The organism is Streptomyces sp. NPDC001068 (assembly GCF_042897315.1).
GTDB lineage: Bacteria > Actinomycetota > Actinomycetes > Streptomycetales > Streptomycetaceae > Streptomyces.
Window position 1 is genome coordinate 1,109,462 of the sequence record NZ_JBIAYD010000001.1, and the last position, 23,716, is coordinate 1,133,177.

Sequence of the window (23,716 nt, forward strand, 5' to 3'; positions counted from 1 at the left end):
CGAGGGAGCGGTGGCCGAGGGGGCCGGGTCCGGCTCGCCGCTTTCCGGCTCGCTCGGCGACGGCGCCGGGGTGGTGACCTCCCCGCTCGCGGGGGTCCGCACCTCGCCCGAGGAGGACGACGGCGACGGAGTGGGCGAAGTGGCCCGCCCGTCACCGGACTTCGGACCGGGAGAGTCCGACGGGCTCTCCGGGGAGGGGGAGTCGGAGGTGGCCGCCGGCTTCGACGGCCCGCCGCCGCCGGTCACGGCGCCGCTGACCGTCGTACCGGAGCCACCGCTGAAACTGCTCCCGGCGACCAGCTCGTAGGTCGTGATACCGGCCATGGCCACCGCGAACACGAGGGCCGCCGCCACTGCCGGACGGCGCCAGGTCCGGACGCGGGCGCGGTAGACGGTGCCCTCGGTGAACTCACCGGGCGCCGGGGGCGCCTGCTCCCGAGGACGGGGCGTCACCTTCGCGTCGCGCAGCTGCTCCCCGGTGCGACTGAGGAAGTGCTGGAACAGCGTGCCGCCGCAGGTGGCGACGACGCTGACCACCCCGGCGCCGAGGATCGTGCCGTACACCCCCACGGAGGAGGCGAGTTTGGCGGCCACGACCGCGGCCACCGCGCTGCCCGCGACCTGGGGCACGCTGAGGTCGATCCGCTTCCGACCACCCGTCACCTCCTCTCCCGCACTGGACTGGTCACCAAAACCGGGCCTTTCGCGCATTCCCGAACCTTGCCTGCCTTTCCCGTGCTTGTTCGACCGACTGCATGAGAAAGGGACGTACGAGCGAAACCATTGGTTCCGTTTCTCCGGATTGCGTGAAGTACGCCACGTTCAAGATCGCCAGGAGTGGGCAACCGGCGGCCCGGGAAGGCTCGTTGCCAGAAGTTGGGCGGCGCGCCAATCCACGCACGTGGCCCGAATGGAGTACTGTTGCGAGCCCTGGGTCCGGTCTCCCGCCAGGGCGTCCGCGGCCTTGTGGGACCGCCGGGAGGGGGCTAGTTGCACAGGGTGACGGAGTTGGTCACTTAGCGTTGCGAATAGGTAACCGTGCCATAACGGCGCACCCGGGCCTGTGCCCGACACGCCGGGCAACTCGGCAAGGTTGTGGCAGGCTGCACCCGGGCAGGCCACACTCGACTAGCGGAAGCAGCGACGCACGTGACGTCGGCAGGCACCACCCGGGAGGTCCCCATGCCCGAACTGCGTGTCGTGGCCGTCTCCAATGACGGCACACGGCTGGTGCTCAAGGCTGCCGACTCTACGGAGTACACGCTTCCGATCGACGAACGGCTCCGTGCCGCCGTACGCGGCGACCGGCCCCGGCTCGGCCAGATCGAGATCGAGGTCGAGAGCCATCTCCGGCCCCGAGACATCCAGGCGCGGATACGGGCGGGCGCGACCGCGGAAGAGGTCGCGCAACTCGCCGGGATCCCCGTCGACCGGGTGCGGCGCTTCGAGGGTCCGGTACTGGCCGAGCGCGCCTTCATGGCCGAGCGGGCCCGCAAGACGCCGGTCCGCCGGCCCGGCGAGAACTCCGGACCGCTGCTCGGCGAGGCCGTGCAGGAACGGCTGGTGCTGCGCGGCGCCGACAAGGACACCGTGCAGTGGGACTCCTGGCGCCGCGACGACGGCACCTGGGAGGTCCTCCTCGTCTACCGGGTCGCGGGCGAACCGCACTCGGCGAGCTGGACCTACGACCCGCCCCGGCGGCTCGTCCAGGCCGTGGACGACGAGGCGCGGTCCCTCATCGGCGAGTCCGACGACCTCGCGGTACCGGAGCCCAGCTTTCCGTTCGTGCCGCGGATCGCGCGGCTGCCGCGGGACCGCCCGCTGGACCGCGGCGGTGACCGGGACCGGCCGAGCCTGCCCGCCCAACCGTCCGAACCTCTCGAGGAGACGACGAGCGAACGGGACTCGCTGACCAGCCTGCTGGAGGCGGTACCGAGCTTCCGTGGCGACATGGTCGTTCCGGAACGCCCCACCGAGACCGTCCCGGAGGAACCCGCTCCGGAACCGGTGACGGAGGAGCCTCCGGCGCCCGCGGCCTCGGCCGGCTCCGCCTACGCGGACGTCCTCATGCCCCGCTCCGTCGGCAGCCACCGCGACCGGCTGATCGGTGCCACCGACCGCCAGGCCGAGGCCGACGGCGTCCGTCCGGGTCGCCGGGCCGCGGTGCCGAGCTGGGACGAGATCGTCTTCGGCACCCGGCGCAAGAAGCAGGAGTAGGCGCGAAAGGCAGGATCCGCACGGGCGCAGACCGTGCGGGAGGGGGCACGCGCGCATACCCCCTCCCGCCGCTCCCCTGCCGCGGGCCGGGACCGGCTACTGCGGGCCGGGACCGGCTACTGCGGGCCGGGGCCGACCGCGACCGGACGGGCCGGGTCCGCGGACCATTCCGACCATGAACCGACGTACAGCGCCGCGTCGATGCCCGCCACGGCCAGCGCCAGCACCTCGTGCGCCGCCGAGACACCCGAGCCGCAGTAGACGCCCACCGGAGCCGCCTCCACGGCACCCAGGGCCTTGAAGCGGTCCCTCAGCACCCCGGCCGACAGGAACCGGCCGTCCGGGCCGACGTTCTCCGTGGTCGGCGCGGAGACGGCGCCCGGGATGTGCCCGCCGATCCGGTCGATCGGCTCCACCTCGCCCCGGTACCGCTCCCCCGCGCGGGCGTCGAACAGCACACCCGCACGGGCCAGCGCGGCCGCCCCGTCCGCGTCGAGCAACTCCAGGGCACCGGGCGCCGGTTCGAAGTCACCCGCGGCCGGCTCGGCGGCGTCAGCCGAAAGAGCGCCTTCCCAGGACGGCAACCCGCCGTCCAGGACCCGCACGTCCGGGTGACCCGCCCAGCGCAGCAGCCACCAGGCGCGCGCCGCCGCCCAGCCGTGCCCGCCGTCGTACACGACCACCGGCCGGCGCGCCGACACACCCGCACGGCGCATCGCCGCCGCGAAGACGGCCAGGTCGGGCAGGGGATGCCGGCCGCGCCCCACGGGTGCGGCGGCCAGCTCCGAGTCCAGGTCCACGTAGTGGGCGCCCGGAAGGTGCCCGGCGGCGTACTCGGCGCGGCCGTCGAAGGCCGCCCCGCCCCGCGTGGTCAGCTGCCAGCGCACGTCCAGCAGGACGGGCGGTTTCGGCCCGGCCAGGTCGTCGGCGAGTTCGGTTGTGGTGATGATGGCTTCCATGGCCCCATCCTTACGCCAGGGGTGGCCGCAACGTCCAGGTACGACTACTCTGCTCGGCCGGACAGGCTCGATCACCGGGCGTGCGGGATCGGGCACATGCTGTACGGCTGATGGACACTCGGCGGCAATCGACCGGAAACGGGCGAGAATCGGCAGACCAGGCATCCTCGCGGCGAAGGCCGCCGCCACCGCCTGGGCACAGGCCGCCACGGAGGGTGCGAGCATCGGCACGGGGCGTGCCCGCGGCTGCGGCACAGCCGGTCCGGAGAGCGGAAGCGACACGGCCACCGCGAGGGGCCGAGGAGAGAGTGACGATGACCGAGGTACGGGGTTCGGCCGGCCCGCACGGCGGTACACACGTTCGGCGCGCGCCCGGCACCCCCTGCTGGGTGAGTCTGATGGTGCACGGCTTGACCGCGACCGAGAGGTTCTACGAGGCCCTGTTCGGCTGGGAGTTCCAGCCCGGACCGCAGCAGCTCGGCCCCTACGTCCGGGCGCTGCTGGACGGACAGGACGTCGCGGGCATCGGGCAGCTCCCGCCGGAACTGCACCTGCCGATCGCCTGGACGCCGTACTTCGCGTCGACGGACGTGGACCTGGCGGCCGAGACGGCCAGGCTGTGCGGTGGCACGGTGGGGGTCGGCCCGCTGGACGCCGCCGAGGCCGGGCGGATGGCCATCGGCTCCGACCCGTCGGGCGCGGTGTTCGGCATCTGGCAGGCCTCCGCCCACCTGGGCACGGCCATCACCGGTGTCCCCGGCACCCCGGCCTGGAACGAGCTGCTCACCTTCGAGACGGCGAGCGTCGCCAAGTTCTACGAGGCGGTGTTCGGGTACGAGGAGGACCCGGTGGTCTCCGCCGACTTCGACTACGTGACCCTGCACGCCGAGGGCCGCCCGGTGGCCGGGATCCACGGCGTCGGTCTCTCGCTCCCCCGGGACCGCGGGCCGCACTGGCTGACGTACTTCGAGGTGGCCGACGCGGACGCGACCCTGCGCGAGGTCGCGGAGCTGGGCGGGCAGGTGCTGAAGCCGGCCCGGGAGAGCGATCACGGCCGGGTCGCCACGGTTGCCGACCCGGAGGGCGCGGTCTTCTCGGTGGTCGAGAGTCCGCGCTGAACCGGTTCGCCACGGGCGGCGCGTCCGGGGAAGCGGGCCGCCGCGCGGGCCTGTGCGGCGGTCATCCGGTGCCGGTGGCGACGGCACGGCATCCCGTGACCGCTCTCGCCCGCCGGCTCGGCTCGGAGGGCGAGGCTTTCGGGCACCACGGCTCCGGCACGTCCGAACCGCCTCACCGCACCACGGGACGGTCCCGTTCGACGGGCACCGCCGACGCCGGTGGCGTCAATTTGCGCGGCCGACGCCGGTGACGTCTGACGGAGGCCCCGACGCCGGTGGCGTCAGGCCGAGGCGACCGGTAGTACGTCGGGGGACAACGCGCCCGCCCGAGCGGCGGCGCTCGTCATCCGCCTGCGGTGGTGGCGCCGGCACAGCACCTCGTACCCGACGTCCTCCGTGGGCCGGTTCACGTCTCCGACCACGACCTGCTCGCCCTCGACCACCATCTCACCGCCCACGGTGCGCGCGTTGTGCGTGGCCCGGGCACCGCACCAGCACATCGCCTCGACCTGCAGCGTCTCCAGCCGGTCGGCCAGTTCGATCAGCCGCTGGGAGCCGGGGAAGAGCCGGGTACGGAAGTCGGTGGTGATACCGAACGCGAACACGTCCAGATCCAGGTCGTCGACGATGCGGGCCAACTGGTCGATCTGCTCGGGCTCGAGGAACTGCGCCTCGTCGACGATGACGTAGTCGACCTTGCCGCCCCTCGACAGCTGTTCCACCACATAGGCGTACAGATCCCGCCCCGGGCCCGCCTCCACCGCCTCGGTCACCAGCCCCAGCCGGGAGGACAGCTTCCCCTCCCCGGCGCGGTCGTCGCGCGTGAAGATCACGCCCTGGAGCCCTCTGGCCGAGCGGTTGTGGCCGATCTGCAGCGCGAGAGTACTCTTCCCGCAGTCCATCGTTCCCGAGAAAAACACCAGTTCGGACATCAGCGGACCGGGGCCTTCCGGGACGAGCGGGAGCGGACGGCACGATCGGCCGACGGCGCGTGCCCGAGCAGGTCCGTCGACCTCTCGCAGTCCATCGTCGCGGAGGAGAAGTCCGGCTCGGGCATGGGAAGTCGGGCACCTTTCGGGGGCGGTGGGGGGGTGGGAACTAGGAACGTACTTCGAGCAGCGGGACGAGCTGCTCGACGGGGGTCATCGAACCGTGGTTGCCGACCATCGCCGACTCCTTGGGCTCCCGCTCGGAGGCGATGATCAGGACATCGTCGTGCGCGGCCGCGACCACGTCGCCGATCCGGCCGTACACCCGTTCGTCGAACCGGTCCGGCGGGCCGAACCAGCCGGCCGCGATCGCCTCGTCCCGGGAGGCCACCCAGAACTGCTCGCCGAGCACCTCGCGCCAGCAGGTCAGCACGTCGTCGGCGGCGCCGGGGACCGCGTACACGTGCCGGGCGCGGCCCTCTCCGCCGAGCAGTGCGACGCCCGCCCGCAGTTCCCAGTCCTCGTCGAAGTCGATGCGGTGCTGCTCGTCGAACGGCACGTCGAGCATGCCGTGGTCGGCCGTGACGTACAGCGCGCTGCGGGGCGGGAGCTGCTCGGCGAGCCGCTGCACCAGCCGGTCCACGTGCATCAGCTGGCCGCGCCAGGTGTCGGAGTCGACGCCGTAGCGGTGCCCGGCGCCGTCCAGTTCGGCGTAGTACGTGTACACGAGCGAGCGGTCGGCCGCGGCCAGTTGCTCCGCCGCGAAGTCCATCCGCTCCTCGCCGGTGAGCCGCCCGTGAAACGTTCCGCCGCTGAGCGCGACCTTGGTGAGCGGGGTGTGCTCGAAGTGCGGGGAGGACACCTGGGCCGAGTGCACACCGGCGTCGGCGGCGAGCTGGAAGACCGTGGGGTACGGCTGCCAGGCCGCCGGGTCGGTCCACGGCTGCCAGCGGAGCTGGTTCATCAGCTCGCCGGTGGCCGGGTCGCGGACGGTGTAACCGGGCAGCCCGTGCGCGCCGGGCGGCAGGCCGGTCCCGACGGAGGCGAGGGAGGTGGCGGTGGTCGCCGGGTAGCCGGCGGTGATCGGCCGTCCGGTGCCGCCGCGTGAACTGCCGAGCAGCGAGGCCAGGTAGGGCGCCTCGTCCGGGTGGGCCCTCAGCTGTTCCCAGCCCAGACCGTCGACCAGGAAGACGCAGTTGCGGTCGGCCGCGGTCAGTTCCGTGATCGTCGCGGTCGTGCCGGGGACGGACATCCCGGCGGCCAGGGTGGGCAGCAGGTCGGCGAGGGAACCGCTGCCGTACTCGGGCAGCGGTGCGGAGCCGAGGGCCAGCGGTTCCGGGTGATCCCAGGCGGCGTAGGCCATCAGTGCGCGACGTCCGCGGTCGCCTCGGAGATGGCCTGGGCGAAGACGAGCGCCTGGCGTACCGTCTCCGGGCCGTCCCCCGCCTCGCTGACGCGCAGGCTCAGGTCGTCGGCCGTGGAGTTGCCCGTGTAGCCGTGGTCGGCCTCGCAGTTGGGGTCGCCGCAGGCGGCGGGCTCCAGGTCGATGCGGGAGACGGCGCCCCAGCCGATGGTCAGCACGATCTCGCGGGGCAGGGTGCCCGGCGTGTACTGCTCCGGGTTGGCCACCACCCGGCTGACCACGACCGACGAGATCCGGCCGAGTTTGACGGACTCGGTCGACGTGGTGGCGTACGGGGTCGGGGAGGTGCTGTCCTCCGCCTGCTCGTCGGTGTGGCTGACGATGAAACGGTTGCCGGTGAGGACGAGCACGGTCACGTGCCGCCGCACCTCGTTCTGGTCGAACGTCGTCTCCTGGTGGACCAGGTACGACCGGATCGGCTCACCGCCCACGGCGGCCTCCACCGCCTCGGCCACGAGGGCCGGGTAGTAGCCGCTGCGCTCGATCGCGACGCGCAGCCCCTGGGTCGTCGTACTGGTCTTGGCCATGGCGTCCATCCTAATCCGTGGGCACGGGGGGTCCGGGCCAGTCGACGCACCCTGGTCGAAAGCCACCGCGGGAGCGGGGGTTCGCCGCGGCTCAGTAGGCGGGCAGGGTGCGCGGGCCCAGGTCGTCGCGGGCCGGCGGGGGCGCCAGACGGACCGTGGCTCCGAGCACGCTGACTCCGCGCCGGGCGACCACGACCGGTTCCAGGGTGACCGCGACCACTTCGGGATGGTCGTCGACCAGCCGGGAGACGCGCAGCAGCAGCTCCTCCAGGGCGGCCGTGTCGACGGGGGCGGAGCCGCGCCAGCCGAACAGCAGGGGTGCGGTCCGGATCGACCGCACCAGCGAGGTGGCGTCCCGGTCGGTCACCGGGACCAGTCGGTGGGCCGTGTCCCCGAGCAGCTGCGAGGCGGCTCCGGCCAGCCCGAAGGAGAGCACCGCCCCGGCCGCCGGGTCGATCACGGCCCGCACGACGGTGTCGACGCCCCGGGGGGCCATCCGCTGCACGACCGGGCGCAGTTCCTCGGGCTTGCCGTACAGTTCGGTCAATTCGGAGTAGGCCCGGCGGAGTTGCTCCTCGTCGGCCAGGTCCAGGCGCACTCCGCCCAGGTCCGCGCGGTGGCGCAGGTGCGGGGCGGTGGCCTTGAGGGCGACCGGGTAGCCGAGCTCTCCGGCGGCCCCGACGGCGGCCTCCGCGGTGGGCGCGGGCAGGGCCTGGTGCACGGCGACGCCGTACCTGCCGAGCAGCGCGCAGGTCTCCTCGGTCCCGAGGGCGAGCCCCTCCCCTCGCTCCAGCAGCGCGCCGATCAGCTCGGCGGCCCCCTTCTCGTCGATGTCGTCGTACTCGGGGACCTTCCCGGGATCGACGGCTTCCCGCCGCCACTGCGCGTACCTGACGGCCTCGGCGAGGGCCCGGACGGCACGTTCCGCGGCGGGGTAGGCGGGGATCAGCCGGGAACAGGCGTGCGGAGTGGGCGGCTGAACGCCCTCGGTGACGGCCGCGGGAGGAGTCCGGACGACGCCCACGGCGTCCGACGCCGGTGCCCCGGCGGACGCCGGGGCACCCGGCCGTGCCGTGTGCGCGTCGGGCGCGGTGCCGGGGCCTGCCGACGGTCCGGTGGGCGCGGCGCCCGAGCCTGCCGACGGTGCGGTGGGCGCGGCGCCCGGGTCCGCCGACGGTGCGGTGGGCGGGGTCTGGGCGGGCGGTGTGCCGGGGGGTGCCGTCGATGTGGTGGACGGGGTCTCCTGCGGTTTCCGCGCCGGGGCGGGGTGGAACCGGTGGGTGCCGCCGAAGGCACCGGGGGCCATGACCTGCGTCTGCGGCGCGGTGCGCCCCGCGGCAGACAGCGCCTCCGCGAGCCCGCCGAGCTCCACGTGCACCACCAGCACCGGCTTCCCGTGCGCCCCTTCGGCCGCCGAGCGCAGGGCCGCCGCCAGCTCGCCGTCCCCGACCGCCCCCTCCCCGATCGTCGGAATGGCCGTGACGACCACCGCGTCGCACGACTCGTCCGCCAGCGCCTGGGACAGCGCCCGGTGGAAGTCGGCGGGTGTGGCCATGGTCGTCAGGTCCAGCGGCGGTGCCGGCCGCAGTCCCTCCGCCAGGCACCGGTCGTAGGTGAGCAGCCCCAGCGACTCGGAGTTCCCGAGGATCGTCACCCGGGGTCCGGCGGGCAGCGGCTGCCGGGCGAGCAGCAGCCCCGCGTCGACCAGTTCCGTGATCGTGTCGACGCGGATCACCCCGGCCTGCCGGAGCAGCGCGGACACCGTGGCGTGCGGCAGCCGCGTGGCCCGGACCGCGTGGCCCTGCGGCGCGGAACCGGCGCCCTGCACCACGACCAGCGGCTTGGCCGCCGCCGTACGGCGCGCGAGGCGGGTGAACTTGCGCGGGTTGCCGATGGACTCCAGGTACATGAGGACGACGTCGGTCTCGGCGTCGTCGTACCAGTACTGGAGGACGTCGTTGCCGGAGACGTCCGCGCGGTTGCCGGACGACACGAAGGTCGAGACGCCGGTGGTGCCGGTGACACCCCCGCCGCGCCGGTGCAGCCGGGACAGCAGGGCGATCCCGATGGCACCGGACTGCGCGAACAGGCCGATGCGGCCGGGGCGGGGCATCTCGGGAGCGAGCGAGGCGTTCAGCCGCACGTCGGCGGCGGTGTTGATGATCCCGAAGGCGTTCGGACCGATGATCCGCATGCCGTACGTGCGCGCCTGCCGGACGAGTTCGCGCTGGCGTTCACGGCCGTCCGGGCCGCTCTCCGCGTATCCGGCGGCCAGCACGACGAGCCCCTGGACACCGTGTTCGCCGCAGTCGGTGACCACGTCCGGGACCTGCTCGGCGGGTACGGCGACCACCGCCACGTCGACCGGCCCGTCGATGTCGCGCACGCGGCGGTGCGCGGGCACCCCGTCGACCTCCTCCAGGTCGTCCGGGAAGGCCCTGTTCACGGCGTGCAGGCGGCCGGTGAAGCCGGCGTCCCGGAGGTTGCCGAGGACGCTGCGGCCGACACCGCCGGGCGCCCGGCCGACGCCGATCACCGCCACGGAACCGGGCGTCAGGAGCCGTCGTACCGAACGGGCCTCCGCCCGCTGCTCCCGCGCGCGCTGGACGGCGACCGAGCGGTCCGTGGGCTCGAGGTCGAACTCCAGCCGGACCACGCCGTCCTCGAAACTGCGCTGCTGGGTGTACCCGGCGTCCGTGAACACCTTGATCATCTTGTTGTTGGCCGGCAGCACCTCGGCGGCGAACCGGCGGATGCCTCGCTCCCGCGCGACGGCCGCGATGTGCTCCAGGAGGGCGGAGGCGACGCCCCGGCCCTGGTGGGCGTCCTGGACGAGGAAGGCGACCTCGGCCTCGTCGGCGGGCGCGGAGGCGGGCATGCCACCGGGGCCAATACGGTCATAGCGTACGGTGGCGATGAACTCGCCGCCGATGGTGGCCGCGAGTCCCACCCTGTCCACAAAGTCGTGGTGCGTGAAGCGGTGGACGTCCTTGGCGGAGAGCCGGGGGTAGGGCGCGAAGAAGCGGTAGTACTTCGACTCGTCCGAGACCTGCTCGTAGAAGCTGACCAGGCGGTCGGCGTCATCGACGGTGATGGGCCTGACGCGCGCGGTACCCCCGTCGCGCAGCACTACGTCCGCCTCCCAGTGGGAGGGGTACACGTGCCGGTCCTGCCGGTCCGCCGGGGTCTGCATGGGCCCCAGAGTACGGCTCGCGTCCGACAGGGGCGCGAGGCAGTCTGTGGAGGACGGAAGCCGGACCGAGGCCGCGGTCCGGCGACACACCCGGGGGACCCATGTCCCGCTCCGGGCATGCTTCACGATATGGGAAACTGGTCTAGACAACCCTGAAAACCGAAGGGCAGCATCACATGGCTGAGCGCCGCGTCAACGTCGGCTGGGCCGAGGGCCTCCACGCCCGCCCCGCTTCCATCTTCGTCCGAGCCGCCACGGCCACAGGCGTCCCGGTGACCATCGCCAAGGCCGGGGGCGACCCCGTCAACGCGGCCTCCATGCTGGCTGTCCTGGGCCTGGGTGCGCAGGGCGGCGAGGAGATCGTCCTCGCCTCCGACGCCGAGGGCGCGGACGCCGCTCTCGACCGCCTGGCCAAGCTGGTCGGCGAGGGTCTCGAGGAACTCCCCGAGACCGTCTGAGCCGCACGGCTCCCGCACCACCGGGCCGCGCCACCCCTGCGAGGGCGGCGCGGCCCCGCCGTTTCCGCCGTGCGGGTTTCCGGCGTCCGGGTTTCCGTCGTCTGCCGTTCCCGTTGTTCCGGTAGTTCCCGTTGTTTTCGTCGCAGGGATCACGCGGCCTCGGCGGCGGTCGGCGCGGCACCCGTGTTCCACATGGCGCGGGAAAATTCACGCCGGGCACACGAATGGCGCGTCACCGGGAATTACCGGCACGCACAGATAAAGGCAGCGGAAAGACCGCTCCGCCGAATTACATCTCTTTGTATACGGCGCCCGTGTTAATGCCGCGGGCCCGACATGTTTACGGGATGTTGCGAAGTCCTCACACCACCGCCCCGGTCCGTGCCGCCGGAGAAGCGCAGCCGGTGGGAGAGCGTGGACCGCTCGGTGTGCAGCGCGGTGAGCGCCCGCGCGCGCTCGCCGTCGCCGCGCGCCACCGCGTCCACGATGGCGCCGTGCTCGGCCCAGGACCCCACCGGGTCGGCGGGCGCCGCGACGACGTACATCCAGGCGATCTTGTGCCGCAGTTGGGTGAGTGCCGAGGTCAGGGCATGACTGCCGGTCGCCTGGGCGAGCGTCTCGTGGAACCAGCCGCCCAGCGACCGCAGATCCTCGCTGCCGCCCCTGCGGGCCCGCTCCTGACCCAGCCTGACCAGTCCGCGCAGCACCTTGAGGTGCGCCTCGGTACGGCGCTGCGCGGCCCGGGAGGCGCCGAGCGGCTCCAGGAGCAGACGCATCTCCAGCAGGTCGGCGGCCTCCTGCTCGGTCGGTTCCACGACGCACGCGCCCGCGTGCCGGCGCGTCACCACGAACCCCTCGGCCTCCAGGGTGCGCAGGGCCTCGCGGACGGGGACGCGCGAGACGCCGTAGCGGCGGGCCAGGACTTCCTCGGTGAGCCGGCTGCCGCGCTCATGGACCCCCGCGACGATGTCGTCCCGGATCGCCGTGCATACCGAGTGCGCCGGAATACGCATGTCCGACCTCCGCCCTGGTCCCCGTGAAAAGCCGCCGAGTGACGTCCGTTCCGTGACTCTATTGCAATGGGCCGGAATTTCCGAAGGGGGCCTTGAATCCATGCGTATTTTTTGGACACCGAGGTCACGGAAACGACGAAAGCCCCGGCGTGGAGGCCGGGGCTTTCGGAAAGCTCGTCGGACGGCGTCACATGCTTGCCGCCGCGCTCGGGTCAGACGTCGACGCCGTGCTTGCGGAGGTAGGCGACCGGGTCGACGTCCGAGCCGTACTCCGGGGTCGTACGAGCCTCGAAGTGGAGGTGGGGGCCGGTCACGTTGCCGGTCGCGCCGGACAGGGCTATCCGCTCGCCCGGGGTGACCTTCTGGCCCACCGAGACACCGATCGACGACAGGTGGCCGTACTGGGTGTACATGCCGTCGGCCATCTTGATGACGATCTGGTTGCCGTACGACCCGCCCCAGCCGGTGGAGACCACCGTGCCGGTACCGACCGCGTGCACCTCGGTGCCGGTGGCCGCGTGGAAGTCGATGCCCGTGTGGGCGCCGGAGGACCACAGGGAGCCGCCGGTCTTGTAGCCGGTGGAGACGTACGAGTCGGTGACCGGCACGACGAAGGCGTTGAGACGCTTGCGCTCGGCCTCCCGCGCGGCACGCGCCGCGGCCGCGTGCTCCTTCTCGGCCTTCGCCGCGGCCTTCTCGCGGGCCGCCTTCTCGGCCGCCTCGCGCTCGGCGGCGGCCGTCTGCGCGGCGGCCTGGGCGTCGATCTGTTCGACGACCGAGTCACTGACCGTGATCACCGGCGTGAGGCCGGTCTGCTGGACGGAGTTCTCCGCGGCGAGCGCGGGGGCCGCCGAGACGGTGCCGATGACACCGGTGGTGGTGAGGGCCGCGATGCCGGCGGCCTGCGCGGTGGTGCGCTTCACCCGGCCGGGACGACGGTGCTTCCCGGAGGCGCACATGAACGCCATGTAGAGGCTGGTCCTTTCCTTCCCTCTCGCCTACCGGGTTAGCTGACGGGTTCGGAGCAGGAAGGTCTCCTACGGGCCCCCTCGCGACTAGCGCGGGCGCCCGATTCACCCCAGGGACTGCGTGGGTCCCCGGCTCCCCTGGCTCGCGCCGTACGGGGACTCGGCGATGACTGTCCGGTGCCGCGGGCGCGGCGCAGTGTCGTGCGGACAGCCTGGAAGAACCTACGAGGGCGTCCTCGCAATCCTCAAACGGAACGCGGATTTTGTCGCGCATCCCACAGGGCAGACAGGCAACCTCCGCACCAATCCGGACATTTCAGAGCCCTGGTGGCCGGGTGGTCACCAGGGCTCCGTTCACGCGCGGGGCGTCGCCCGGCTACTCCGCGGCGACGACCGTCACTTCGCCGATGCCGAGGGCCTCGACCGGCTCCCTGATCTGCGCCGCGTCGCCGACCAGGACGGTGACCAGGTGGTCGACCGGGAAGGCGTTCACGACCGCCGCGGTGGCCTCCACGGTGCCGGTGGCGGCCAGTTGCCGGTAGAGCGTGGCCTGGAAGTCGTCCGGCAGGTGCTGCTCGACCTGGTCGGCCAGGGTGCCGGCGACGGCCGCCGCGGTCTCGTACTTCAGCGGCGCCACGCCGACCAGGTTCTGCACGGCGACGTCGCGCTCGGCGTCGGTGAGTCCGCCGGAGGCGAGGGTGCGCAGCACCGTCCACAGGTCCTGGAGCGCCGGGCCGGTGTTCGGGGTGTCCACGGAGCCGCTGATGGCGAGCATCGAGGCGCCGCTGCCGTCGGGGGCGGACCGCAGCACCTGCCCGAAGGCGCGGACGCCGTAGGTGTAGCCCTTCTCCTCGCGCAGGACACGGTCCAGGCGGGAGGTGAGGGTGCCGCCCAGGCAGTAGGTGCCGAGCACCTGGGCGGGCCAGACCCGGTCGTGCCGGTCGGCGCCCACGCGGCCGATGAGCAGCTGGGTCTGGACGGCGCCGGGGCGGTCCACGATGACGACCCGGCCGGTGTCGTCCGCGGAGACCTGGGGCACCGGCCGGGGCCGGCCGGCGGTGCCGTGCCAGGCGCCCAGGGTCTGGCCGAGCAGTTCGTCCAGGTCGATGCCGGTCAGGTCGCCGACGACGACCGCGGTGGCGGTGGCGGGCCGTACGTGCCGGTCGTAGAACCCGCGCACGGCGGCCGCGTCGATCTTCTCGACGGTGTCCTCGGTGCCCTGGCGAGGCCGGGACATCCGCGCGGTCGACGGGAACAGCTCCTTGTAGAGCTGCTTGGCGGCCCGGCGGCTGGGGTTGGCCAGCTCGTGCGGGATCTCGTCGAGCCGGTTGCGCACCAGCCGCTCGATCTCGCTGTCGGCGAAGGCGGGCGCCCGCAGCGCGTCGGAGAGCAGCCCGAGCCCCTTCTCCAGCCGGGAGGCCGGCACCTCCAGGCTGAGCCGGACGCCGGGGTGGTCGGCGTGTGCGTCGAGGGTGGCGCCGGCCCGCTCCAGCTCGGCGGCGTACTCCTCGGCGGAGTGCTTGTCGGTGCCCTCGGAGAAGGCGCGCGCCATGATCGTGGCGACGCCGTCCAGGCCGGCCGGTTCGGCGTCCAGGGGCGCGTCCAGGAGCACCTCCACGGCGACGACCTGCTGGCCGGGACGGTGGCAGCGCAGCACGGTGAGCCCGTTGTCCAGGGTGGCGCGCTCGGGGGCCGGGAAGGCCCAGGGCCGCGCCTCGCCGGGCTGGGGCTGCGGGTGGAAGTCCATGGTGGCGAGCTCGGTCACTTGGCCGTCTCCTCGTTGTTGTCGCCGGCTTCGACCGTGGCCTCGGCCTCGGGGTCCGCGGGCACGTCGGCGTCCTCGACCGCCTCCGGGGACTTGGGCTCGTAGACGAGCACCGCGCGGTTGTCGGGCCGCAGGCGGGCCTTGGCGACCTCCTGGACCTCCTGCGGGGTCACCGTGAGGACGCGCTGGACGGCGGTCAGGGCGAGCTGGGGGTCGCCGAACAGGACGGCGAACCGGCACAGTTCGTCCGCGCGGCCCGCGACGGTGCCCAGCCGGTCCAGCCACTCGCGCTCCAACTGGGCCTGGGCGCGCTCCATCTCCTCCGGCGTGGGGCCCTCCTCGGCGAACCGGGCGAGCTCCTCGTCGATGGCGGTCTCGATGACCGGCACCTCGACGTCACCGGAGGTCTTCACGTCGAGCCAGCCCAGGGAGGGCGCCCCGGCCAGGCGCAGCAGGCCGAAGCCGGCGGCGACGGCGGTACGGTCGCGCCGCACCAGGCGGTTGTACAGGCGCGAGGACTCGCCGCCGCCGAGGACGGTGAGGGCCAGGTCGGCCGCGTCGGACGCGCGCGTGCCGTCCTCCGGCAGCCGGTAGGCGGCCATCAGCGCGCGTGCGGGCACCTCCTCGACGACCACCTCGCGCAGCTGCCCGCCCATGATCTCGGGGAGCGAGCCGTCGCGCGGGGCGGGCTTGCCGTCGTGCGCCTCGATGGAACCGAAGTACTTCTCGATCCAGGCGAGGGTCTGCTCGGGGTCGATGTCGCCGACCACCGAGAGCACCGCGTTGTTGGGCGCGTAGTAGGTGCGGAAGAACGCCCGGGCGTCCTCCAGGGTGGCCGCGTCCAGGTCCGCCATCGAGCCGATCGGCGTGTGGTGGTAGGGGTGGCCCTCCGGGTAGGCGAGCGCGGTGAGCTTCTCGAAGGCGGTGCCGTAGGGGACGTTGTCGTAGCGCTGGCGGCGCTCGTTCTTGACGACGTCCCGCTGGTTCTCCATCGACTCGTCGTCCAGGGCGGCGAGCAGCGAGCCCATGCGGTCGGCCTCCAGCCAGAGGGCGAGCTCCAGCTGGTGGGCGGGCATGGTCTCGAAGTAGTTGGTGCGCTCGAAGCTGGTGGTCCCGTTGAGCGAGCCGCCGGCGCCCTGGACCAGCTCGAAGTGGCCGTTGCCCGACACCTGCGCGGAACCCTGGAACATCAGGTGCTCGAAAAGGTGAGCCAGGCCGGTGCGTCCCTTGACTTCGTGCCGGGAACCGACGTCGTACCAGAGGCAGACCGCCGCGACCGGGGTCAGGTGGTCCTCGGAGAGCACCACGCGCAGACCGTTGGCCAAGCGGTGCTCGGTCGCTGTCAGGCCTCCGGAGCCTGTCTCGGCCGTGGTCGTGTGACCCATGGGCATGTACGTCCCTTCACTCGCGTCACTCACTCGCGGAAGCGGTCGCGAACCGCGGTTTTTCTACCGGTCCTGCCACTGTATGCAAGCGCGCGGGGACCCGGCGAAGTTCCCGCACCACGTACGCCCAGAGCGGATCGCGTAGCCTGCGTCCCACTCGCCCCCGGACGCCTCCCCGGCACCGGGGCGGGCCGCGGAGACCGGGTCCTGGCCCGGGTTGTCGGTGCCGCGGTCCACAATGGTCAGCGTCAGATCCGTTCACGCATGAGCAAGGAGCCGGCAGCGATGGCCCGCCGCAGCACGAAGACCCCGCCGCCCGACGACTCGTACGAGGAGAGGATCCTCGACATCGACGTCGTGGACGAGATGCGCGGCTCCTACCTCGAGTACGCGTACTCGGTCATCTACTCGCGCGCCCTGCCGGACGCCCGCGACGGCCTGAAGCCGGTGCACCGCCGCATCGTCTACCAGATGAACGAGATGGGACTGCGCCCCGAGCGCGGTTACGTGAAGTGCGCCCGCGTGGTCGGCGAGGTGATGGGCAAGCTGCACCCGCACGGCGACGCGTCGATCTACGACGCGCTGGTGCGCATGGCGCAGCCCTTCTCGATGCGCGTCCCGCTGGTCGACGGCCACGGCAACTTCGGCTCGCTGGGCAACGACGACCCGCCGGCCGCCATGCGGTACACCGAGTGCCGGATGGCCGAGGCCACCAGCCTGATGACCGAGTCGATCGACGAGGACACGGTCGACTTCGCGCCGAACTACGACGGCCAGGAGCAGGAGCCGGTGGCGCTCCCCGCCGCCTTCCCGAACCTGCTGGTCAACGGCTCGTCCGGGATCGCGGTCGGCATGGCGACGAACATGCCTCCGCACAACCTGGGCGAGGTGGTCGCGGCCGCCCGCCATCTGATCCGCTATCCGAACGCGGACCTGGACACGCTGATGAAGCACGTCCCGGGTCCCGACCTGCCCACCGGCGGCCGGATCGTCGGCCTGGACGGCGTGCGGGACGCGTACGAGACCGGCCGCGGCACGTTCAAGATCCGTGCCACGGTGGCGGTGGAGACGGTCACGGCCCGCCGCAAGGGCCTGGTCATCACCGAACTGCCCTTCACGGTCGGCCCCGAGAAGGTCATCGCCAAGATCAAGGACCTGGTCAACTCCAAGAAGCTGCAGGGCATCGCCGACGTCAAGGACCTCACCGACCGCGAGCACGGGCTGCGCCTGGTCGTCGAGATCAAGAACGGTTTCGTGCCCGAGGCGGTCCTGGAGCAGCTCTACAAGCTCACGCCGATGGAGGAGTCCTTCGGCATCAACAACGTCGCCCTGGTGGACGGCCAGCCGCTCACCCTCGGCCTGAAGGAACTGCTCGAGGTCTACCTCGACCACCGCTTCGAGGTGGTCCGCCGCCGCAGCGAGTTCCGCCGCACCAAGCGCCGCGACCGCCTCCACCTGGTCGAGGGTCTGCTCACCGCCCTGGTCGACATCGACGAGGTCATCCGGCTGATCCGCTCCAGCGAGAACAGCGCGGAGGCCAAGCAGCGCCTGATGGAGCGCTTCTCGCTCTCCGAGATCCAGACGCAGTACATCCTGGACACCCCGCTGCGGCGCCTGACCAAGTACGACCGCATCGAGCTGGAGGCGGAGAAGGAGAAGCTCACGGCGGAGATCGCCGAGCTGACCCGGATCCTGGAGTCGGACGCGGAACTGCGCAAGCTGGTCTCGGCCGAACTGGCCGTGGTGGCCAAGAAGTTCGGCACCGAGCGGCGCACGGTCCTGCTGGAGGCCTCGGGCGCGCCCGCGGCCGTGGTGCCGCTCCAGGTGGCCGACGACCCGTGCCGGGTGCTGCTCTCCTCGACGGGCCTGCTGGCGCGCACGACGAACGGCGAGCCGTTCCCGGAGGACGCCGACGGCAAGCGCGCCAAGCACGACGTGATCGTCTCGGCGGTCCCGGCGACCGCGCGGGGCGAGATCGGCGCGGTGACCTCGTCGGGCCGCCTGCTGCGCGTCAGCGTGGTCGACCTGCCGCAGCTCCCGGAGACGGCGAGCGCCCCGACCCTCGCGGGCGGCGCGCCCCTGTCCGAGTTCCTCACCCTCGGGGACGGCGAGACGGTGGTCTGCCTGATCACGCTGGACGAGTCCTCCCCGGGCCTCGCGCTCGGCACCGAACAGGGCGTGGTCAAGCGCGTGGTCCCCGACTACCCGTCCAACAAGGACGAGTTGGAGGTCATCACCCTCAAGGAGGGCGACCGCATCGTCGGCGCGATGGAGCTGCGCACCGGCGAGGAGGACCTGGTGTTCATCGCGGACGACGCGCAACTGCTGCGCTACCAGGCCTCCCAGGTGCGCCCGCAGGGCCGCCCGGCGGGCGGTATGGCGGGCATCAAGCTCACCGAGGGCGCCAAGGTCATCTCCTTCACGGCGGTGGACCCGGCGGCCGACGCGGTGGTGTTCACGGTGGCGGGTTCGCGCGGCACCCTGGACGACTCGGTGCAGACCACGGCCAAGCTGACCCCGTTCGACCAGTACCCGCGCAAGGGCCGTGCCACCGGCGGGGTGCGCTGCCAGCGGTTCCTGAAGGGCGAGGACTGCCTGGCCTTCGCCTGGGCGGGACCGGTGCCGGCGAAGGCGGCCCAGAAGAACGGCACACCGGCAGAGCTGCCCGAGATCGACCCGCGCCGCGACGGCTCGGGCGTCTCCCTGCCGAAGACGGTGTCGGTGGTGGCGGGCCCGGTCTAGGCACCTACCGCTCCGCGGGACCCTCCTCCAGGCCCTGCACGTAGCGCAGCACGCCCCACATGCCGTACTCGTCGGCGTGTGGGGCGTCGCTCGCGCACGCGTCGAGTTCCTTGCGCAGGGCGGGTGCGTCGATGCCGGAGCCGATCAGCACGAGCTGGGTCAGCCGTTCCTCGCCGCGCCCCCAAGGCTCCGGGTAGAACCGCAGGAAACGCCCCACGGCGTGTACGGCGTACCGGTTCCCGGTGTCGTGCGGCCCGAAGTCGACGTACCCCTTGATCCGGTACAGCCCTTCGGGCCGGCTGTCCAGGAAGGTCATCACCCGGCGGGGGTCGAGGGGCCGGCCGGCGACGAAGGACAGACTGTCGTACCTGCTGTGCAGGTGTCCGGCGTGCCCGTCGACTTCTCCGCGCGCGTGCCCGTGCTCGTCGTCCTCCCTGTGTTCGTGGAGATCGTCGAAGGTCAGTTGCCCGATGCGTTCCTCGGCGGGCCGGCAGTCGAAGAGGAACTCGGGGTCGACGCGGCCGTAGGTGGCCGGCACGACGGCGGCCCCGTGGCCGCTCAGCGTCCGCACGAGCCCGAGGACACGCTCGCCGCCCCGCCCGGCCCGGTCGAGCTTGTTCACGACCACCACGTCGGCGAGGGCGAGGTGGCGGTCGATCCCGGGGTGCTTGGCGCGCGTCTCGTCGAACTCGACGGCGTCCACGACCTCGACGAGACCGCCGTAGACGATGCCGGGGTGCTCGCTGGCGAGCAGCATCCGGACGAGTTCCTCGGGTTCGGCGAGACCGCTGGCCTCGATGACGATCACGTCGATGCCGGTGGCCGGGTCGGCGAGCCGTTCCAGGTAGCGGTCCAGTTCGCTCGCGTCGACGGCGCAGCACAGGCAGCCGTTGCCGAGTGAGACGGTGGAGTCGCCGAGGGCGCCGGCCACGGCCATCGCGTCGATCTCGATGGATCCGAAGTCGTTGATGACCGCGCCGATCCGACTGCCTCCGCTGCGGTGCAGCAGGTGGTTGAGAAGCGTGGTCTTCCCGGAGCCCAGGAATCCGGCGAGCACGACGACCGGGATCTGCTGGGGGCTGCGGCGGTGCTCCAACGGGGACCTCTTTCGCACGGGCGGGGTGGCGGCCGGTCCAGCATAGGAAACGGCGTGCCGCCCCGGACCTGCCCGCCGCCTCGGGTGTCCCGGCCGGTGACCGTCGCGGGCGGGAGGCCGACCCGTGTCGGTCGCGGGCGGGAGGCCGACCCGTGACGGTCGCGGTCGGCGGCCCGACTCGTGACGGTTTTGGCCGGGGGCCCGACCCGTGACGGCCGTAACCCGGCGGCGCCGACCCGTGACGGCCGTAACCCGGCGGCGCCGGCCCGTGACGGTCGCCGTGGCGGCCTACCGCACCGCGTCCGCCACCCTCGGCTCCGGTCCGACATACCGCGCGACCGGCCGGATGATCTTGGGGTCCGCCGCCTGTTCCAGGATGTTGGCGCTCCAGCCGACCGCGCGGCCCGCCGCGAACGTCGGGGTGAACATCTCCCTGGGCAGACCGCACAGTTCCATGACCACGCCGGCGTAGAACTCGACGTTGGTGTGGAGTTCGCGGCCGGGTTTCAGTTCGGCGAGGATGCGCTCCACCTGGCGTTCCACCTCGACGGCGAACGCGACCCGGGGACCGCCGAAGTCCTGGGCGATCTCGCGCAGCATGCGCGAACGCGGGTCCTCCGTACGGTAGACCGCGTGCCCGAAGCCCATCACGCGGTCGCCGGCCAGGACCCGCGCCCGGATCCACGGGTCGATCCGGTCCGGGGTACCGATCGCGTCCAGGGTGTCCAGCGCCCGGCTGGGGGCGCCTCCGTGCAGGGGTCCGGACAGCGCGCCGACCGCTCCCACGAGGCACGCGGCGACGTCCGCGCCCGTCGACGCGATGACCCGGGCGGTGAATGTTGATGCGTTGAATCCGTGGTCAATGGTTGAGATCAGGTATTGCTCGACGGCCCGCGCGCGCCGGGCATCGGGTTCCGAACCCGTCAACATGTACAGGTAGTTGGCCGCGTACGGCAGGTCCGCGCGGGGCTCCACCGGGGCGAGTCCCTGTCCGAGCCGGTACAGGGCGGTGAGCAGGGTCGGCACGGCCGCGCAGGCGGCGACCGTGTCCGCGCGGCGGCGGTCCGTGTCGATGTCGTACACCGGCCGGAACCCCTGGGCCGCGCCGAGCAGCGAGAGCGCGGTGCGCATCCCGGCCAGCGGCCCGGAGCCGCCGCTCGCCGCGGCCACGGCGGGCAGCGCCGCCCGGACCCCGTCGGGCAGGTGCCGCAGGGCGGCGGTCTCGGCGGCGAAGGCGGCGGCGCGCGCCGGGTCCGGCAGTTCGCCGTGCACGAGGAGGTGCCAGACCTCCTCGAAGCCACGGGTGCGGGCGAGTTCGACGGCCGAGTAGTGCCGGTAGTGGTAGTAGCCCTCGCTCCCCCGGACGTCACCCACCTCGGTGTCCGTGACGACGACACCGGCGAGCCCGCGCGGCACCTCGACAAGGGTCGACGCGCTCCTGTTGACGGTCATGACATGCCTCCGCTTTCCTCCCTGAACTTGATCCGACTGTCCATGCTTGACTTCATTTCTGTCAATATTGATTGAATCAATGTCCACCCCATACGACTACGGTGACGCCATGCGCGATCAACAACCAGCTCCCGGCAACCCCGCCCGGCGGCTGAGCACCAGGGAGACCGCCGAGCTGCTCGGGGTGAAGCCCGAGACCGTGTACGCCTACGTGAGCCGCGGTCAGCTCAGCAGCAGACGTGCGCCCGGTGGCCGCGCCAGCACCTTCGACGCGGACGAGGTCGAGGCGCTCGCCCGGCGCAACAGGCGCGAGGCCGCCGGAACATCGGGCACTGGCACGGACCTGTCGGTACGCACCCGGCTCACGCTGATCGAGAAGGACCGCTACTTCTTCCGGGGCGTCGACGCCACCGAACTGGCCCTGCGGCACTCCTACGAGGAGGTGGCCGAGTGGCTGTGGACGGGACGGCTGACCCCGGGTGCGAGCCTCACCGCGCCGCGGTCCGCCGTCGCCGTCGCCCGGCGCGCCGTCGGCGCGCTGCCGGAGCACACCTCCCCCACCGACCGACTGCGGGTCGCCACGATCGCGTCGGCCGCCGAGGACCCGCTGCGCTTCGACCTGTCCGAGAACGCCGTGCTCGGAACCGCGCGCGTGCTGATCCCCACCCTGGTCGCGGCCCTGCCCGTACACCGCGAGAGCCGGCACGACGACGGCCCGCTGGCGCTGCGGCTGTGGCGCCGGCTGACCGGCATCGACCCCGGCGACGCCGAGCTGCGCGTCCTGGACACGGCGCTGGCCCTGCTCGTCGACCACGACCTGGCCGCCTCCACGCTCGCGGTCCGGCTCGCCGCCTCCGCGCGCGCCCACGCGTACGCCGCCGTGTCGGCCGGACTCGGCGTCCTGGAAGGCCCCTTGCACGGCGCCTCCAGCGGCCTCGCGCACCGGATGCTGCTCGACGTGCTCGACCAGGGGACCGCGGTCCCGGTGATCGCGGACGAACTCCGCGCAGGCCGCCGGGTCCCCGGCCTCGGCCACCGGCTCTACCAGGGCGAGGACCCGCGCGCGACGGTCCTGTTCCGCCTCCTGGAGGAGGTCCCCCGCGCGCGGCCCGCCCTGCTCGCCGCCCGGGACGTCGTCGCCACCACCGCCCGGCACGCTCCCCTGCACGCCAACGTCGACCTGGCGCTGGCCGTGTTCACCGCCTCCTGCGGCATGCCGGCCACCGCGGGCGAGACGATCTTCGCGGTGGCCCGGACCGCGGGCTGGATCGCGCACGCCCTGGAGGAGTACGGGGAACGCCCGCTGCGGATGCGTCCCAGCGGTCACTACGTCGGCCCGAGGCCGCCGCAGCCCCTGCCGGAGTAGCGGGAGCGGCCCGTCCGGCCGTCCGCCACCGCCGGCGGCCCCGGCAGGGCCGGAGGTCACCTCGGGCCGACGCGCGGGGCGGGCCCGGAAGCGGCGTCGGGCGGAGGCGCGGGACGGGGCCGGAAGTCACCTCGGGCAAAGTCAGGTTAGGCTCACCTCCGTGAGTAGGTGCACAACCGTCTCCCGGCTGCTCGACGAGCCCGTTTCCGGCACCGCCGCCACCGCGACGACGTGGCTGCTGCTGGAACAGCCCGGCCCGTGGGGCGCCAAGGCGCTCACTTCGAGCCACCTGGACCCGGTGGTGGGACGCGCCCTGGAGGCCGCCGCCAAGGGGACCGGCGTACGCGTCGCGCTCATCCGCCGCCCCGGACGGCACGCCGATCCGGGCAGCCCCGCCGTGCGCCAGGTGTACGCGGCCCACACGGTTCCCGGGAACGTCTGGCTGCACAACGCCGCCGTCCGCGACCCCGAGCGGCTGCTCGGCCTCGACTTCGCCGCTCTCGGTGCCGGCGATCCGCGTTCGTTCGGCACGGCCCTCGGGGGCCGGCCGCACCCGGGCGGCCCCCTCGCTCTCGTCTGCACCAACGGCAAGCGGGACCGCTGCTGCGCCCTGCTGGGCCGCCCGCTCGCCGCGGAGCTGGCCGCGTCCGGGGTGACGGGCACCTGGGAGGTCACCCATCTGGGTGGTCATCGCTTCTCGCCGACGGTGCTCGTGCTGCCGTACGGCTACGCGTACGGCCGGACGGAGGCCCATGCCGTCAAGGAGGTCCTGCACGGCGCGCAGGAGGGCCGCGTGGTGCTGGAGGGCTGCCGCGGACGCTCCGCCTGGGAGCGGCCCGGACAGGCCGCGGAGCTGGCCGTGCGCGAGGCGGCGGGCGAGTACGCGGCCGGCGCGCTGAGTGTCGTTCGGACCGAGGGCGCGGCTCCGCGCTGGGAGGTCACCGTCGCCCACACCGACGGCCGCCACTGGCGGGTCGGCGTGGCCCAGGGCACCTCCCTGCCGCCCCGCGAGGAGAGCTGCGGGGTGTCGGTACTGGGCTCGCCCGCCCGGATGGACGTGGTGTCGCTGCGGGAGCTGGGGAGGACGTCGGCGCTGGCCGGCTGA

19 protein-coding genes and 1 riboswitch are annotated in these 23,716 nt (G+C 72.9%); of the genes, 7 read left to right on the plus strand and 12 right to left on the minus strand.

The window, feature by feature from the left end; translation table 11 throughout:
• The first annotated feature begins 10 nt into the window (after positions 1-10).
• On the plus strand, positions 11-307 hold the full coding sequence (locus ACFY3I_RS04760) for a hypothetical protein (RefSeq protein WP_390859312.1): 297 nt from the start codon (positions 11-13) through the stop codon (positions 305-307).
• Positions 308-1,182: 875 nt separating this feature from the next.
• On the plus strand, positions 1,183-2,217 hold the full coding sequence (sepH, locus tag ACFY3I_RS04765; RefSeq protein WP_390859313.1) for a septation protein SepH: 1,035 nt from the start codon (positions 1,183-1,185) through the stop codon (positions 2,215-2,217).
• 116 nt (positions 2,218-2,333) lie between these two features.
• On the opposite strand, the gene ACFY3I_RS04770 is transcribed toward sepH, so the two are convergent.
• Positions 2,334-3,176, minus strand: a complete 843-nt coding sequence (locus ACFY3I_RS04770) for a sulfurtransferase (protein ID WP_390859314.1) — start codon at positions 3,174-3,176, stop codon at positions 2,334-2,336.
• A gap of 314 nt (positions 3,177-3,490) precedes the next feature.
• Between ACFY3I_RS04770 and ACFY3I_RS04775 the strand changes: the two genes are divergently transcribed.
• Positions 3,491-4,294: a VOC family protein gene (locus ACFY3I_RS04775; RefSeq protein WP_365288720.1), complete on the plus strand. Its 804-nt coding sequence runs from the start codon at positions 3,491-3,493 to the stop codon at positions 4,292-4,294.
• A 281-nt stretch (positions 4,295-4,575) separates the two neighbouring features.
• On the opposite strand, the gene ACFY3I_RS04780 is transcribed toward ACFY3I_RS04775, so the two are convergent.
• From ACFY3I_RS04780 to ACFY3I_RS04800, 5 genes are all read right to left on the minus strand, one after another.
• Positions 4,576-5,226, minus strand: coding sequence for a thymidine kinase (locus ACFY3I_RS04780; RefSeq protein ID WP_365288719.1), 651 nt, complete (start codon positions 5,224-5,226; stop codon positions 4,576-4,578).
• A complete protein-coding gene (locus ACFY3I_RS04785) occupies positions 5,226-5,351 on the minus strand; it encodes a hypothetical protein (protein ID WP_390859315.1) in 126 nt (41 codons plus the stop codon). The genes ACFY3I_RS04780 and ACFY3I_RS04785 overlap by 1 nt, the downstream gene beginning before the upstream one ends.
• 41 nt (positions 5,352-5,392) lie before the next feature.
• Positions 5,393-6,586 (minus strand): alkaline phosphatase family protein, encoded by a 1,194-nt coding sequence (locus ACFY3I_RS04790; protein WP_390859316.1) that lies wholly within the window; start codon positions 6,584-6,586, stop codon positions 5,393-5,395.
• Positions 6,586-7,173 (minus strand): DUF5998 family protein, encoded by a 588-nt coding sequence (locus tag ACFY3I_RS04795; RefSeq protein ID WP_365288716.1) that lies wholly within the window; start codon positions 7,171-7,173, stop codon positions 6,586-6,588. Before ACFY3I_RS04795 ends, ACFY3I_RS04790 begins: the two co-directional genes overlap by 1 nt.
• Positions 7,174-7,264: 91 nt before the next feature.
• Positions 7,265-10,366, minus strand: coding sequence for a GNAT family N-acetyltransferase (locus ACFY3I_RS04800; RefSeq protein ID WP_390859317.1), 3,102 nt, complete (start codon positions 10,364-10,366; stop codon positions 7,265-7,267).
• A gap of 176 nt (positions 10,367-10,542) precedes the next feature.
• On the opposite strand from ACFY3I_RS04800, the gene ACFY3I_RS04805 reads away from it, so the two are divergent.
• Entirely contained in the window at positions 10,543-10,824 is a 282-nt protein-coding gene (locus ACFY3I_RS04805) for an HPr family phosphocarrier protein (RefSeq protein ID WP_365288714.1), read from the plus strand.
• A 317-nt stretch (positions 10,825-11,141) separates the two neighbouring features.
• On the opposite strand, the gene ACFY3I_RS04810 is transcribed toward ACFY3I_RS04805, so the two are convergent.
• From ACFY3I_RS04810 to ACFY3I_RS04825, 4 genes are all read right to left on the minus strand, one after another.
• Positions 11,142-11,837 (minus strand): GntR family transcriptional regulator, encoded by a 696-nt coding sequence (locus ACFY3I_RS04810; protein WP_365288713.1) that lies wholly within the window; start codon positions 11,835-11,837, stop codon positions 11,142-11,144.
• 212 nt (positions 11,838-12,049) lie between these two features.
• Positions 12,050-12,805 (minus strand): M23 family metallopeptidase, encoded by a 756-nt coding sequence (locus tag ACFY3I_RS04815; RefSeq protein WP_390859318.1) that lies wholly within the window; start codon positions 12,803-12,805, stop codon positions 12,050-12,052.
• A gap of 12 nt (positions 12,806-12,817) precedes the next feature.
• Positions 12,818-12,981, minus strand: a riboswitch (cyclic di-AMP (ydaO/yuaA leader).
• 200 nt (positions 12,982-13,181) lie between these two features.
• A complete protein-coding gene (locus ACFY3I_RS04820) occupies positions 13,182-14,570 on the minus strand; it encodes a M16 family metallopeptidase (protein ID WP_390859319.1) in 1,389 nt (462 codons plus the stop codon).
• Positions 14,567-15,961 (minus strand): pitrilysin family protein, encoded by a 1,395-nt coding sequence (locus tag ACFY3I_RS04825; RefSeq protein WP_365288710.1) that lies wholly within the window; start codon positions 15,959-15,961, stop codon positions 14,567-14,569. Before ACFY3I_RS04825 ends, ACFY3I_RS04820 begins: the two co-directional genes overlap by 4 nt.
• Before the next feature lie 279 nt (positions 15,962-16,240).
• Here ACFY3I_RS04825 and ACFY3I_RS04830 point away from each other — a divergent pair, with 279 nt between their 5' ends.
• Positions 16,241-18,697, plus strand: a complete 2,457-nt coding sequence (locus tag ACFY3I_RS04830) for a DNA topoisomerase (ATP-hydrolyzing) subunit A (protein WP_390859431.1) — start codon at positions 16,241-16,243, stop codon at positions 18,695-18,697.
• A 4-nt stretch (positions 18,698-18,701) separates the two neighbouring features.
• On the opposite strand, the gene ACFY3I_RS04835 is transcribed toward ACFY3I_RS04830, so the two are convergent.
• Complete coding sequence (locus tag ACFY3I_RS04835; protein ID WP_390859320.1) at positions 18,702-19,793, minus strand: CobW family GTP-binding protein; 1,092 nt, start codon at positions 19,791-19,793, stop codon at positions 18,702-18,704.
• A gap of 288 nt (positions 19,794-20,081) precedes the next feature.
• The gene (locus ACFY3I_RS04840; protein WP_390859321.1) at positions 20,082-21,245 is read right to left on the minus strand and encodes a citrate synthase/methylcitrate synthase; all 1,164 of its coding nucleotides are present in this window, start codon (positions 21,243-21,245) and stop codon (positions 20,082-20,084) included.
• A gap of 109 nt (positions 21,246-21,354) precedes the next feature.
• On the opposite strand from ACFY3I_RS04840, the gene ACFY3I_RS04845 reads away from it, so the two are divergent.
• Positions 21,355-22,611, plus strand: a complete 1,257-nt coding sequence (locus ACFY3I_RS04845; RefSeq protein WP_390859322.1) for a citrate/2-methylcitrate synthase — start codon at positions 21,355-21,357, stop codon at positions 22,609-22,611.
• A gap of 160 nt (positions 22,612-22,771) precedes the next feature.
• Positions 22,772-23,716 carry a sucrase ferredoxin gene (locus ACFY3I_RS04850; RefSeq protein WP_390859323.1) on the plus strand — a complete coding sequence of 315 codons (945 nt, stop codon included), beginning with the start codon at positions 22,772-22,774 and terminating at the stop codon, positions 23,714-23,716.